Genomic DNA, 13,286 nt, shown 5'->3' with positions numbered 1-13,286 from the left:
CCTTTTGTGCTGTTTCTTGTGTAGGGGTCGTCTTGAGGAGTGACAGATTGTGAATATTTTGATCATGGGCCCTCCGGGGGCTGGTAAAGGTACACAAGCAGATGTCATTGTGAAGGAGTTCGGCATTCCTCATATCTCGACAGGTGATGCGTTTCGCCTAGCGATGAAACAGGGAACACCTATTGGCATTAAAGCCAAAGAGTATATTGACAAGGGTGAACTTGTTCCGGATGATGTAACAATCGGTATCGTTGAAGAACGGCTGCAGCAGCCTGATTGCAAGAAAGGTTTCTTGCTGGACGGTTTTCCAAGAACTTTAGCTCAAGCTGAAGCCTTGGATCAAATTTTGGGCCGTTTGAATACGAAGCTGGATGATGTCATCAACCTGAAAGTGGATCGTGACAACTTGTTGGCACGAATCACAGGACGGCGAGTTTGTAAAAGCTGCGGAGCTAGCTATCATATTGTCTTTAATCCTCCTAAGGTTGAAGGCATTTGCGATAAAGACGGTGGTGAACTCTATCAGCGTCCTGACGATAACGAAGATAGCGTAAGAACACGACTTGACGAATATAGTAATAAAACAGCACCACTCCTCACGTTTTATGAGAACCAGAATCTTCTGCGTCATATTGACGGAGAACAGGATATTGATGTGGTTTCCCAAAATATCGTGTCCTTGTTGCGGGGTTAGCTGTAATGATCATTTGCAAGTCGGGGACGGAATCAAGCTTTATGAGGAAAGCTAGGAAAATGAATTCGGCAACGAGTTATTTCTTAGCAGGACACATCGAGCCCGGTATTACGACCGGTGAACTTGATCATTTAGCTGATCGGTATATTCGCAGTCAGGGAGCTGTGCCGTCTTTTAAAGGTTATAACGGTTTTCCTGCTAGCATTTGCGCTTCAGTCAACGAACAACTGGTGCACGGATTTCCCGGCAAACGCAAGTTAAACAAAGGCGATGTCATTACGAAAACTCGCCAGTTTACAATGTCGCATGCCATTCGGCAATATATTGAGAATCCAAACCGTGATATTCCTGAGCAGGGGCCGAGGCTGAAAATCGGCATTGTGCTGGCTATTGAATCAATGATTCCAATAGGTGCTCGCCTTGTAGGGACGCTGGAAGACAACTGGACGGTCGTTACGATGAACGTAATCACTTGTACTCATTTTGAGCAAGTGGTGACGGGCGAAGCGGACGGCATGGACATTTTCACGAAACTGAGTGCGTAGGTGATTGGAATGAATCAGCAAGGAAACCTGCAAATCGGTCAGCTGGTGAAGATTCTGAAGGGCAGAGGTGCCGGACAGATTGCGGTTGTCGTTTCAATAGCAGATAGCAGGTTTGTGTATATTGCGGATGGGGATAAACGAAAGTTTGATCAAGCGAAGAAGAAAAATGTTCTTCATTTGGTACCTCAGCCAAAGATTAGTAGCGAGATTGTAAATAGTTTAAACGAAAGCGGTCGGGTGACGAACGGAAAACTGCGGCATGCAGTGAAAACTTTCCTGGACTCGTCCGAATACCAAGCTGAAGAGAAAGGAGACTGACTTTGGCCAAAGAAGATGTCATTGAGGTTGAAGGTACGGTAATCGAGCCACTGCCGAACGCTACGTTCAAGGTAGAGCTGGAGAACGGTCATCAAATTCTTGCTCATGTTTCCGGAAAGCTGCGGATGCACTTTATCCGTATTTTGACAGGCGACAAGGTGGTTGTACAGTTATCGCCTTACGATTTAACTAAAGGCCGTATAACGTACCGCAAGTAATTCATGCAGGTTTTTATTAAACGTACGTCATTTAAAAAAACTTGTTTTGCTCGGCAAAACGATGTGAATGTTCACGAAGCGAGTTTTACCAGGGTAAAGCTTGGAGGAGGTAATCAACATGAAGGTAAGACCTTCTGTAAAACCTATTTGCGAGAAATGCAAAGTCATTCGCCGCAAAGGGAATGTAATGGTTATTTGCGAAAATCCGAAACACAAACAAAAACAAGGTTAATAGAAGGGGGTGTAGCGTAAAATGGCTCGTATAGCTGGTGTGGATTTGCCACGTGACAAACGCGTTGAGATCGCCTTGACTTACATTTTCGGAATCGGTAAGACGACTTCTCAGAAAATTTTGAAGGAAACAGGCATCAGTGCAAACACGCGTGTTCGTGATTTGACTGAAGATGAAGTGAGCAAATTACGTGAAACGATCGACAAAGAAGTTAAAGTAGAAGGCGATCTGCGTCGTGAAATTTCCTTGAATATTAAACGTCTGACTGAGATTGGCTGCTACCGTGGTGTTCGTCACCGTCGTGGATTGCCTGTTCGCGGACAACGTACTAAAACTAATGCTCGTACCCGTAAAGGTCCTCGTCGGACTGTAGCGAACAAGAAGAAATAAGAAGGGAGGATAACATTCAATGGCTAAACCGAAAAAAGTTGTACGCACAAAACGCCGTGACCGTAAAAATATCGAGAGTGGCGTGGCACACATCCGTTCCACGTTCAACAACACGATCGTTACGATCACAGATCCACACGGTAACGCAATCTCTTGGGCCAGCTCAGGCGGCATGGGATTCCGTGGTTCCCGTAAATCTACTCCATTCGCAGCGCAAATGGCCGCAGAAACTGCTGCTAAAGCTGCTATGGAACACGGCATGAAGACAGTCGAAGTCATGGTTAAAGGACCTGGTGCAGGTCGCGAAGCAGCAATCCGCTCTTTGCAAGCTGCTGGTCTGGAAGTTAACCTGATCAAAGACGTAACTCCGGTACCTCATAACGGATGCCGTCCTCCAAAACGTCGTCGCGTCTAATGAGATTTCTCCTCTGCGTGTAGTATAGATCCGGCACAAACTGCCAAGAATGGATGTTTAGGTATACTGCATGATAGACTATGGATAAGGTGAATGTTTCATATAGGAGCGACGTTTTGAAGGAGGGATATTGCAGTGATAGAAATCGAAAAGCCGAAAATTGAGACGGTTGACGTCAATGATGATGGCACCTATGGAAAATTCGTAGTAGAACCGCTGGAACGCGGATACGGTACGACGCTGGGGAACTCGCTTCGCCGTATTCTGTTATCCTCGTTACCGGGGGCAGCAGTCACATCGGTTCAGATCGATGGGGTTCTGCACGAGTTTGCAACGGTTCCCGGTGTGAAGGAAGACGTAACGGAGATCATTCTGAACTTGAAAGCTTTATCGCTTAAAATCCACTCAGATGAAGAGAAAGTACTCGAAATCGATGCGGAAGGCGAAGGAGTTGTAACGGCAGGTGATATCCGTGCGGATAGTGATGTGGAAATTCTTAATCCGGATCTTCACATTGCAACGCTCGGACCGGGTTCGAGACTTCACATGCGTATTTTTGCCAATCGCGGTCGCGGTTACGTTAAGCAGGATCGGAATAAACGTGATGACCAGCCGATCGGCGTCATTCCCGTCGACTCCATCTACACTCCGATTGCACGCGTGAACTACGGCGTAGAAAATACGCGTGTCGGCCAGGTTACGAATTATGACAAGCTGACACTTGAGGTTTGGACAGACGGAACTATTCGTCCTGAAGAAGCTGTGAGCCTTGGAGCCAAAATTTTGACCGAGCATGTGATGCTATTCGTGGGTCTCACGGATGAAGCAAAAGATGCAGAAATTATGGTCGAAAAAGAAGAAGACAAGAAAGAAAAAGTTCTTGAAATGACGATCGAAGAGCTGGATCTCTCCGTCCGTTCCTATAACTGCCTTAAGCGCGCTGGTATCAATACGGTACAAGAACTCACGACTAAATCTGAAGAAGATATGATGAAGGTCCGTAACTTGGGTCGCAAATCTTTGGAAGAAGTACAAGAGAAGCTCGAGGAACTTGGTTTAGGACTTCGTACGGAAGAATAGCACAGCAACGTTTTTGTGAAGGAGGGGAAACTACATGGCATACCAAAAATTGGGCCGTAATTCCAGTGCCCGTAAAGCTTTGTTTCGTGATTTGGTAACCGATCTGTTCTTGTATGAGCGTATCCAAACTACTGAGGCTAAAGCGAAAGAAGTTCGTTCTATTGCTGAAAAACTGATCACCAAAGCGAAAAAAGGAGATCTGCACGCACGTCGTCAAGTGGCTGCGTTCGTTCGCCGTGAAACTTTGGATGGTGAGCAGGATGCAATCCAAAAGCTGTTTAGCGAATTGGCTACACGTTACAATGAGCGTCCAGGTGGATACACTCGTATCTTGAAACTGGGACCTCGTCGTGGCGACGCCGCTCCAATGGTATATCTGGAATTGGTTGACCGCGCGTAAACAGGCGAAGATGAGGGAAGGGTGGACAGAATCGGCTTGATTCTGAACAACCCTTTTTTTCTCTTGGAGGAGTCCTTGAGGGGCTTCTCCTTTGTTATGTTCGGTTATTTCCTGCAAGACCAGAGAATACCCCTGCAAAGGTGTGAGAAGCATGCGGAACTTGTGCATGAAGGTGAACTATGATGGAACCCACTATGATGGCTTTCAGACGCAGCCTAGTGGCAACACCATTCAGGACTGTCTTGAAAATGCTATATACTCATTGACGGGCGAACGTCTTAAAATTACGGGCTCAGGACGTACAGATGCAGGTGTGCATGCATACGGGCAGGTATTCAATTTTCATACTGAATCGCCGATTCCGATACATCGCTGGTGTCTGGCACTTAATGCCTGGCTGCCTCGTGATATCATCGTTACGGATGCGAGAGAGGTGCCACTGTCCTTTCATGCACGCCGCATGGCGAAGCGGAAGACGTATCGGTACAGTATTAATGCGAACCGGTTTCCAGACATCTTTCACCGTCGTACACAGGCCCATCATCCAACGAGTCTGGATGTAAGAGCGATGGAAAAGGGGTTGGCTCATTTAGTGGGCACCTTTGACTATACTTCGTTCGCATCTCGACGTTCCCAAAAGACGAATCATGTTCGCACTATTTACGAAGCCTATATAACGGTAGACCATTCCTTTTCACGTCCAGGGTCGGACGATCAGGGAATTATTCATACTTATATTACAGGTAGTGGATTTTTGCAGCACATGGTTCGGATTATAATGGGGACTTTGCTGGAAGTGGGAGAAGGCAAAAAATTGCCGGATGATATTCCTTCCATTTTGGAAGCAAAAAACCGTTCAAAGGCTGGCCCTACAGCCGTTGGACACGCTTTAACGCTCTGGAATGTAGAGTACGAAGAAAACATCAAAAAACATTGATTTTTTCCTTGCAGAATTGATGGTTATCCTGTAATATAAAAGTTGTGTTTTCTTAATGGCTTTCCCACAGCCCCAATTAAGATAATCACTTTATAGCAACATCTAATCCATCGATAATGCAGCAACTTAACGAACGAAGATAAATGATGATTTCTGTTAACGAACTTAAGGAGGATACTTTTCATGCGTACTACGTATATGGCGAAGCCAAATGAAGTTGAGCGCAATTGGCACATCATTGATGCCGAAGGCAAAACGCTCGGCCGTCTGGCAAGCGAAGCGGCTGCGTTGATTCGCGGCAAACACAAGCCACAGTTTACACCACATGTGGATACAGGTGATTTTGTTGTTGTAATCAATGCGGAGAAAATCGTATTGACCGGTAAAAAAATGGAGAACAAAAAATACTATCGTCACTCCCTGCACCCAGGTGGTCTGAAAGTAACAGTTGCACAAGATATGGTTAAGAACAAACCTGAACGTATGTTGGAATTGGCTGTTCACGGTATGCTTCCTAAAACTCGTCAAGGCGACAAAATGAAGCTGAGACTTAAAGCTTACAGAGGTACAGAGCATCCACATGCAGCACAAAAACCTGAAGTTTACGAACTTCGCGGATAATTAAAAGGGAGGACAGTTTCATGGCACAAGTACAATACTATGGGACAGGTCGTCGTAAACATTCGGTAGCTCGTGTTCGTCTCGTACCGGGTGAAGGACGCATTGTCATCAATAAGCGTGATATTAATGAATATTTCGGTTTGGAAACTCTCAAACTGATCGTAAAACAACCACTGAATCTGACAGAAACACTTGGTAGCTATGACGTACTCGTTATCGCTCATGGTGGTGGTATCTCTGGTCAAGCAGGCGCAATTCGCCACGGTATTTCCCGTGCTCTGTTGAAAGCAGACCCAGAATTCCGTCCAGCTTTGAAAAAAGCAGGATTCTTGACTCGTGACCCACGTATGAAAGAACGTAAAAAATACGGCCTCAAAGCCGCTCGTCGTGCACCACAGTTCTCGAAACGTTAATATTTCGAATACAGAAGAACCTTTTCCTTATGGAAAGGGTTCTTTTTTATTTAGATCATTTGCTGCACATTAACTACATGTGGATAAATGGATCTACACTAGAATTTTATGGCTACGTCTGCCCTGCGATACATAAAAAGGTGCATATACTATCTGGAATACGTAAGTTATCCACGATGTAACTAAGATCGGTATACTTATGCACAAATATAGTTTGCTATTTCAACACAGTTTATCCTGTAATGTTCACAACCTGTGACTAATTAAAAAGATCAGGGAACTTTTGCAGAGCAATCTTTAGCTTGGTACTGCCCATCTCCTCGGCTTCCGTAATTGCAGCGATGATGATGTGAGTATTTTTAACCATTGAGAATGGGCTAAAATAGGGCTCCAGTTACGTTAAGGGCTATCTGTATATCTGAATGCTTTAATTTCTCAGGGAGGGCCTCTGTGAGCGCTATAGGAGTGTTGAGAGGCTTATTATCGATCTGGGTGCCATTTCTTTGTAATATTCCTTAATAGAAGCACGATTAGCATCAGAGCTCCCGATTTAGTAGTGGGATTCTTCGGATGTAAACCTTATAGTCAGAGCTGGTTTACCTTGAGCTGAGCACGACCACGTATGCTTCATCTTTGAATGCAAATGTAAATATGACGAACGAACCCTAATTATATTTCCTTGACCAAATCCAAGGATAATCATGGCTCTAAGGAAGGGCGCTTTTATCCTCAGATATTTTTACCTGATCATAATAGCCATAGCTATCCAGGATTACGATGACAGCCGAGTAGTGGGTATATCTTTGTCTCGGGTGGAGTAGAGGAAGCATTTTCGCTAACCTAAAATACTTACGTTCAGGCATACCCTCTGCTATGACTAGTTACTTTTAGTTATTAAGCAATCTAAGGCAATTTTTAAACGTTTGGTATAAGAATATTTTATATATAGCCACTGAACTTGGTTGAATATGCAGGAGAGCGTTTAAGAATGCTGACAGAACAACGTTCCTGCTTCATGCGGGATGATAAATGTTTACAGTATGACGATTTTGCTTGGATTGACAATGAATATGAAAGTTTTATACTGTACTTAATCTTATTAGTTTAGTCGGCATTGAAGTATCACTTGTTTATGAATCTTCATATGGAGGCGCATTGATAATGAATTTATTGGAGAAAGAAGCGTTGATTAGAGTCAAGGCAAGTGAACTGGAAGAGGCCACGCCTGAAGAAATTATTCAATATGCTGTTCAGACATTTCCCAACCTCACCTTTGCTTGTAGCTTCGGAGCAGAAGATGTAGTACTAGTAGATATACTACAAAGAATTAGCCCTTCTACCGATATTTTTTACTTGGATACCGACTTTCATTTTCAAGAAACTTATGATACGCGTGATCAGATGAAAGCTAGATACAATTTGGATTTTGTTAGAGTCTCTCCCTTAATCACTCCAGAAGAGCAAGCTGCGGAGCATGGAGAGGAGCTGTGGAAATCAAATCCTAATGCATGCTGTGGTATACGCAAGGTTGAGCCGCTGACACGCATTCTGTCTCAATACGATGCATGGATTACCGGTATCCGTCGCGATCAGGCTCCTACGCGTGCGAATGCAAAAAAGGTAGAGTATGATGAAAAGTTTGGTCTCGTTAAATTTAACCCCTTGGCAAGCTGGACTTCCGAGGATGTATGGAACTATATTCGCACTCATGATGTATTGTATAATCCATTGCATGACCGTAATTTTCCCAGTATTGGCTGTGAGCAATGTACACGTGAAGTCCTGCCAGGTGAAGATCCACGTGCTGGCCGTTGGTCAGGCAATGAGAAAACGGAGTGTGGGCTCCACCAATAAAAAATGGTATGTAGGTAGTTCTGAGACTTATTTATGAATAGAAAGGAAGTGCATCATGACTGCAATTCTTCCGCATGGCGGAACGCTCGTTGATAGAATTATAACTGGACCGCAGCAAGAAGCACTGTTGCAGGCTGCAGGTGAATTGTTTCCTATCCCTGTAAACTCATGGACGATTTCTGATCTGGATTTAATTGGAGTAGGTGCCTTTTCTCCATTGACGGGATTTATGAATGAGTCAGATTATCGTTCAGTGGTAACGGATATGCGTCTTGCTGATGGTACAGTCTGGAGTATTCCCATTACTCTTGCAGTAGTAGAAACCATAGCCAGTGAACTGAAACTAGGTCAGCAGGTGGCTTTGGTGGGGGAAACAGATGGTATCATCTATGCTGTACTTGATATTGAGAGTATTTATCAGGTTGACCAGGCAGAGGAAGCCAGATGTGTATTCAAGACGGCTGACCCGGCCCATCCTGGCGTAAATAAATTGTTAGATCGACCTGCTACCTATGTAGGTGGAACGGTGCAAGTGCTGAATCGACCCAAACCTACTCAATTTAGCGAATTTTATTACACACCAGCACAGACACGTAGCCATTTTGCTGAAAAGGGCTGGAAGACAGTAGTCGGTTTTCAAACAAGAAATCCGGTACATCGGGCACATGAGTACATTCAAAAAAGCGCGATGGAAATTGTGGATGCTTTATTTCTAAATCCACTTGTTGGAGAGACCAAGTCAGATGACGTTCCAGCAGATGTGCGTATGAAGAGCTATCTAGTGTTGCTGGACAACTATTATCCGGCTGATCGAGCCTTTCTGGGGGTCTTTCCTGCTGCCATGCGATACGCTGGTCCTAGAGAGGCCATTTTCCATGCTATTGTGCGGAAGAACTTCGGCTGCACTCATTTTATTGTCGGAAGAGATCATGCGGGTGTAGGGGACTATTACGGTACCTATGAAGCGCAGGAAATTTTCAAGCACTTTACACCTGAAGAGCTGGGGATTACCCCGTTGTTTTTTGAACACAGCTTTTACTGCACCCAATGTGGAAATATGGCCTCAAGTAAAACATGCCCACATCCCAAGGAGCATCATTTGACGCTCTCTGGCACCAAAGTGAGGGAATTGTTACGCTCCGGGGTTTGTCCGCCACCGGAATTTACACGCCCAGAAGTCGCTCAAGTGCTGATTGAAGGTATGAAAGAATATGTTCATGCCTGAGTTGTACTAACTACACGCCTCGTCCCATATAGATTATTAGTATCTGTATAGGACGGAGGCGTTTTGTTATGCAAAAAAACAATCGTAAAAAAGAGGTCACACTGTGGATTCGCTATCGGACGCTGCAAAAAATGCTGTTAGGCTGTTGTCTCGCTGTTCTATTCATCATGCTGACATTGTATGAGATACCTGCTTCGAGAGCGTGGATTCATTGGAGTCTACCGCTTACTGGTAAGGTAATTGCTATAGATGCCGGACACGGAGGGCCTGATGGAGGAGCGGTTAGCAAAGAGGGGGTCATTGAAAAGGATATTAATTTGGCGATCGCTTTTTATTTGCGAGATTATTTACAGCAAGCAGGGGCAGTTGTCGTCATGACACGTGAGGATGATCGCGATCTGGCGCAGCAAGAAACAAAAGGCTATTCCAGAAGAAAAACGGAGGATTTAAAGCAACGGGTACGTATGATTGAGGAGCAGCAAGCGGACCTCTTTTTAAGTATTCATATGAACAGTATCCCGTCGAGCCGTTGGAGTGGAGCCCAGACCTTTTTCGTACCTAATCATGCAGATAACGAGAATTTGGCATCCTTAATTCAGGAAGAAATCAAGCGCAATTTGGAAAATACGGACAGAGTGGCTAAGACCGTAAACACGGTCTATTTATTAAAGGCACTCAAAATGCCAGCAGCTCTTGTAGAAGTCGGATTTTTGTCCCATCCAGAGGAAGCCAGACGACTCAGTGACGAGAACTATCAGAGACAAGTGGCCGCATCTATATATAAAGGTATTTTGCGTTACAGTGCCGGGGAAAAGGCAACCTCATCAGCACCTGAAGTCAGATAGTGGTATACTGTAAGTGTTTACCACTACGTAAATCAATAAAGCAGAGGTGCTGATTATTCATGCAATCGAGAGAGCAAGTTATAGAGCTACTTCAGCAAGTGCGAGAGCCTCAAACGGGGCGCCGTTTGGTTGACCTCCATTTTATTCGGGATGTGGTTGTTAAAGAGGATCGGGTATCATTGACTGCTATTACCCTGGATAGCCAAGAAGAGACTCGGACGGAACTGGATCGGGAAATCCGGCAGACGTTAGAAAAGGCGGGATTAAGTCACGTGCATATTCGTATTCGTGAGGCATCTGAGTCTGAAAAGTCAGCTATACAAAATGGAGAGGATACCGAGGAGGTAGCTGATCCGGTTTTGACCAAAGGACATGCTGTTGGTATGGAAGAATATGAGCTGCTTAATCCAGCATCTGGCGTACGATTTATTGCCATTGCAAGCGGAAAAGGTGGTGTCGGAAAATCGACAGTAGCTGTGAATTTGGCGGCAGCTCTAGCCAGACAGGGTAAGCGAGTGGGTTTAATTGATGCTGATATCTATGGATTCAGTGTGCCGGATATGATTGGGGTAGAGGACGTACCTTCTGTCGAAGATGGTATCATTCAGCCAGTGGAACGATTTGGTATCAAAATCATGTCCATGGGCTTCTTTGTGAGAGAAAACAATCCTGTTATTTGGAGAGGTCCCATGCTGGGGAGAATGCTTAGACAGTTTTTTAGTGATGTCGAATGGGGCAAGCTGGACTATATGATACTCGATTTACCACCAGGTACTGGTGATGTAGCGCTTGACGTACATCAAATGATTCCGCAGAGTGAAGAAATCATTGTCACTACTCCGCATGCGACGGCAGCTTTTGTAGCTGCACGTGCAGGGGCAATGGCCCTTCAAACGGATCATAAGGTCATAGGCGTCGTGGAGAACATGTCCTATTATGTGTCCTCCACTGGAGAAAAAGACTATGTTTTTGGACGGGGAGGCGGGGCTATGTTGGCAGAAACACTTCATACGAAACTTTTGGCACAAATTCCGCTGGGTATCCCAGATAATCATCCGTCAGAAGCCGATTTTTCTCCATCCGTATATAAATCGGAGTCGGCGACAGGAGCTATTTATAATGATATAGCCGCCCAAATTACCGGGTTGCACATGGAATCTGAATAATAAAAAAGGCTGGTTGTTGAACCAGCCTTTTTTTTACTGACCTCCTCCTTGACCTCCTTCACCACCACCTTGTTCTCCTTCACCACCACCACCATCTTGCTTTTGATCCCCGGATCCACCTTGCTCTCCGCCTTTTTTCTCAACCTTAGGTTGAAGTTCTTCTTGCACAACAGTTTTGAGTAAATTCATGACCTCAAGCCGAAAAATCGGATTCTGCATAGCATCATGCATGACTGTCATAGATTGTTTGCGATATTCCGGGGTTTTAGTTAAGTCCATATACATCTTGGTCAGTTCTGGCGATTTTAGCATCTCTTCAATTGATTTTTGGTAAGAAGGGTCTTTTATAAGCTGCATATGAAGCTGTTTGCTTTGACTGTTGATGGCTTTGGCAAATTCTCCGGCAAAACGCGGATCAGTCATAATTTTTTCGATTTCTTTTTTATATTCAGGTGAGATCAAAGTATCTTTTACTGCAATTTTCATCTGTTCAGCGGATTGTGTGGACATAAGCATTTTCATTCCCATGCTGCCTCCAGATCCACCTCCTCCACCACTTTGACCGGATTGTCCCTCTTTTTCCCCGGTTAAGGCTTCTTCTACGGCTTTTTTTCCATCATCACTTTTCAGGATATCAACCACCATCGTTTTCATCTCTTTATAACTGTTCTGGGGAGGTGCAGAACCCTGATCCGAGCCGCAGCCGCTCAGTGCAACGCCCAGTACGCATACCATGCTAACAAATCGCAAACGAGTCCAATTCATGGCCGTATTCCTCCTTTATCATGAATGTGGATAGTATGCGGATGATTGGGGAGAAATATGTCGAGTTGCTTTTGGTTTTTAGCTGAGAACGATGTAAAATAACTCCTTAAAGACCCAGAGCTTGATCGCGAACCTCTTTACCTTTTACTGTACCTTGTTGAAGCAGTTCGGATACAGTCACAAATTCATAGCCTTGTGCCCGCAACTTGTCGATAATGATGGGCAACGCTTCATGAGTTTGTTTACAAGAATCACTGGCATGAAGAAGGACGATATCACCGGGATGTGCTTTATTTACAACACGGTCGATTATGACCTGCGTACCAGGGTTTTTCCAGTCCAGGGAGTCAGTATCCCATTGAATGGTTTTGTAGCCTAAAGTGCTGGCAACTTGAAGTACCCTTTTGTCAAAGTCACCATTAGGCATACGGATTAACTTCGGGGATTGTCCAGTCAGCTCGGTTAATGTGGTATGAGCCGTTGAAATCTGCTTACGAATCTCTTCATCGCTTAAGCTGCTATAGTTTTCGTGTTTATGGCCATGACTGCCAATCTCAAATCCGCTTTCTTTAATTTGATTCACGAGTTCTGGGTGTGTTTTGCTCCAAGGGGCAGAAAGAAAAAAGGTGGACTTGGTCACTTTTTTATCTTCGAGAACTTTTAAAATGGGGGCAGTACGCTTATCACCCCAGCTAATGTCGAACGTGAGAGCGATCAGCTTTTTATCCGTAGGCACACTGTAAACGGCAGTTGGCGCTTCCTCGGAAAAAACCGTAACATTATCGGTTTCTACATAAATGACCCCGGCAGTAAAGACGGCCGCTGCCATTACGATCAAGAATCGTTTAATTTTTTTGCCGTTCAATACATAGAAAAAAGAATTCATGGTTAATGCCCCTTTCATCCTAGAAGTGCTTGTTTACTTAAAGCTATGCCAGGGGTTGTTAATTATTCCATTGGACTAATAGGAGGAATCAACAAATGGGACTAAGAGCATTTTTTTATGATTTACGCACGACAAGACGGCTAATTTTGATCGCTGCACTTTTTTTCTGCGCAAGTATTGTAGTGGGATGGCTAAGTACAGGTGTTATTCAGTCTATGTTGGCACGACAAATGGAGGGACTGGGGGGAGTGGCGCAACGATTGCAGAACTCTGAGCATCCAC

The 13,286-nt window shown here is 44.6% G+C and carries 19 protein-coding genes (1 of these 19 cut by a window edge); 17 read left to right on the top strand and 2 right to left on the bottom strand.

What is annotated here, in order from left to right; translation table 11 throughout:
* The first annotated feature begins 49 nt into the window (after positions 1–49).
* The 16 genes from ACH59B_RS22190 to ACH59B_RS22115 all read left to right on the top strand — a co-directional run bounded on the left by ACH59B_RS22190 (position 50) and on the right by ACH59B_RS22115 (position 11,353).
* Complete coding sequence (locus ACH59B_RS22190; RefSeq protein WP_013373258.1) at positions 50–694, top strand: adenylate kinase; 645 nt, start codon at positions 50–52, stop codon at positions 692–694.
* Positions 695–699: 5 nt separating this feature from the next.
* A complete protein-coding gene (locus tag ACH59B_RS22185) occupies positions 700–1,239 on the top strand; it encodes a M24 family metallopeptidase (RefSeq protein ID WP_044788220.1) in 540 nt (179 codons plus the stop codon).
* A gap of 9 nt (positions 1,240–1,248) precedes the next feature.
* Positions 1,249–1,557 carry a KOW domain-containing RNA-binding protein gene (locus ACH59B_RS22180; protein ID WP_013373256.1) on the top strand — a complete coding sequence of 103 codons (309 nt, stop codon included), beginning with the start codon at positions 1,249–1,251 and terminating at the stop codon, positions 1,555–1,557.
* Between the two features lie 2 nt (positions 1,558–1,559).
* Positions 1,560–1,775, top strand: a complete 216-nt coding sequence (gene infA, locus ACH59B_RS22175) for a translation initiation factor IF-1 (protein WP_006212898.1) — start codon at positions 1,560–1,562, stop codon at positions 1,773–1,775.
* 118 nt (positions 1,776–1,893) lie between these two features.
* Entirely contained in the window at positions 1,894–2,007 is a 114-nt protein-coding gene (rpmJ, locus tag ACH59B_RS22170) for a 50S ribosomal protein L36 (RefSeq protein WP_003333770.1), read from the top strand.
* Between the two features lie 21 nt (positions 2,008–2,028).
* Positions 2,029–2,397, top strand: coding sequence for a 30S ribosomal protein S13 (gene rpsM, locus ACH59B_RS22165; RefSeq protein WP_007432560.1), 369 nt, complete (start codon positions 2,029–2,031; stop codon positions 2,395–2,397).
* A gap of 19 nt (positions 2,398–2,416) precedes the next feature.
* Entirely contained in the window at positions 2,417–2,812 is a 396-nt protein-coding gene (gene rpsK, locus ACH59B_RS22160; protein ID WP_007432559.1) for a 30S ribosomal protein S11, read from the top strand.
* A gap of 135 nt (positions 2,813–2,947) precedes the next feature.
* Positions 2,948–3,892 (top strand): DNA-directed RNA polymerase subunit alpha, encoded by a 945-nt coding sequence (locus tag ACH59B_RS22155; RefSeq protein WP_013373254.1) that lies wholly within the window; start codon positions 2,948–2,950, stop codon positions 3,890–3,892.
* A 34-nt stretch (positions 3,893–3,926) separates the two neighbouring features.
* Complete coding sequence (rplQ, locus tag ACH59B_RS22150; protein WP_013373253.1) at positions 3,927–4,292, top strand: 50S ribosomal protein L17; 366 nt, start codon at positions 3,927–3,929, stop codon at positions 4,290–4,292.
* A 151-nt stretch (positions 4,293–4,443) separates the two neighbouring features.
* Entirely contained in the window at positions 4,444–5,229 is a 786-nt protein-coding gene (gene truA, locus ACH59B_RS22145; RefSeq protein WP_016818654.1) for a tRNA pseudouridine(38-40) synthase TruA, read from the top strand.
* Between the two features lie 183 nt (positions 5,230–5,412).
* On the top strand, positions 5,413–5,850 hold the full coding sequence (gene rplM / locus ACH59B_RS22140; RefSeq protein WP_013373251.1) for a 50S ribosomal protein L13: 438 nt from the start codon (positions 5,413–5,415) through the stop codon (positions 5,848–5,850).
* A gap of 20 nt (positions 5,851–5,870) precedes the next feature.
* Positions 5,871–6,263 (top strand): 30S ribosomal protein S9, encoded by a 393-nt coding sequence (gene rpsI / locus ACH59B_RS22135; protein ID WP_013373250.1) that lies wholly within the window; start codon positions 5,871–5,873, stop codon positions 6,261–6,263.
* Positions 6,264–7,424: 1,161 nt separating this feature from the next.
* Positions 7,425–8,117, top strand: coding sequence for a phosphoadenylyl-sulfate reductase (locus tag ACH59B_RS22130; RefSeq protein ID WP_044788221.1), 693 nt, complete (start codon positions 7,425–7,427; stop codon positions 8,115–8,117).
* Between the two features lie 55 nt (positions 8,118–8,172).
* A complete protein-coding gene (gene sat / locus ACH59B_RS22125; protein WP_016818657.1) occupies positions 8,173–9,342 on the top strand; it encodes a sulfate adenylyltransferase in 1,170 nt (389 codons plus the stop codon).
* A gap of 68 nt (positions 9,343–9,410) precedes the next feature.
* Positions 9,411–10,187 carry an N-acetylmuramoyl-L-alanine amidase CwlD gene (cwlD, locus tag ACH59B_RS22120; protein ID WP_025365928.1) on the top strand — a complete coding sequence of 259 codons (777 nt, stop codon included), beginning with the start codon at positions 9,411–9,413 and terminating at the stop codon, positions 10,185–10,187.
* A gap of 59 nt (positions 10,188–10,246) precedes the next feature.
* On the top strand, positions 10,247–11,353 hold the full coding sequence (locus ACH59B_RS22115) for an Mrp/NBP35 family ATP-binding protein (RefSeq protein ID WP_016818659.1): 1,107 nt from the start codon (positions 10,247–10,249) through the stop codon (positions 11,351–11,353).
* A 33-nt stretch (positions 11,354–11,386) separates the two neighbouring features.
* On the opposite strand, the gene gerD is transcribed toward ACH59B_RS22115, so the two are convergent.
* A complete protein-coding gene (gene gerD, locus ACH59B_RS22110) occupies positions 11,387–12,118 on the bottom strand; it encodes a spore germination lipoprotein GerD (RefSeq protein ID WP_016818660.1) in 732 nt (243 codons plus the stop codon).
* 106 nt (positions 12,119–12,224) lie between these two features.
* On the bottom strand, positions 12,225–13,004 hold the full coding sequence (gene pdaB, locus ACH59B_RS22105) for a polysaccharide deacetylase family sporulation protein PdaB (RefSeq protein WP_016818661.1): 780 nt from the start codon (positions 13,002–13,004) through the stop codon (positions 12,225–12,227).
* 95 nt (positions 13,005–13,099) lie between these two features.
* Between pdaB and ACH59B_RS22100 the strand changes: the two genes are divergently transcribed.
* Positions 13,100–13,286 carry the 5' end (the start) of a stage II sporulation protein M gene (locus tag ACH59B_RS22100; protein ID WP_019688706.1) on the top strand. It continues 428 nt past the right edge of the window, so the window shows 187 of its 615 coding nt (coding positions 1–187); the start codon lies at positions 13,100–13,102; the stop codon falls past the right edge of the window.

Source organism: Paenibacillus sp. DP01 (assembly GCF_044784315.1).
GTDB classification, from domain to species: domain Bacteria; phylum Bacillota; class Bacilli; order Paenibacillales; family Paenibacillaceae; genus Paenibacillus; species Paenibacillus polymyxa.
This window is presented reverse-complemented; position numbering and strand designations above follow the sequence as displayed.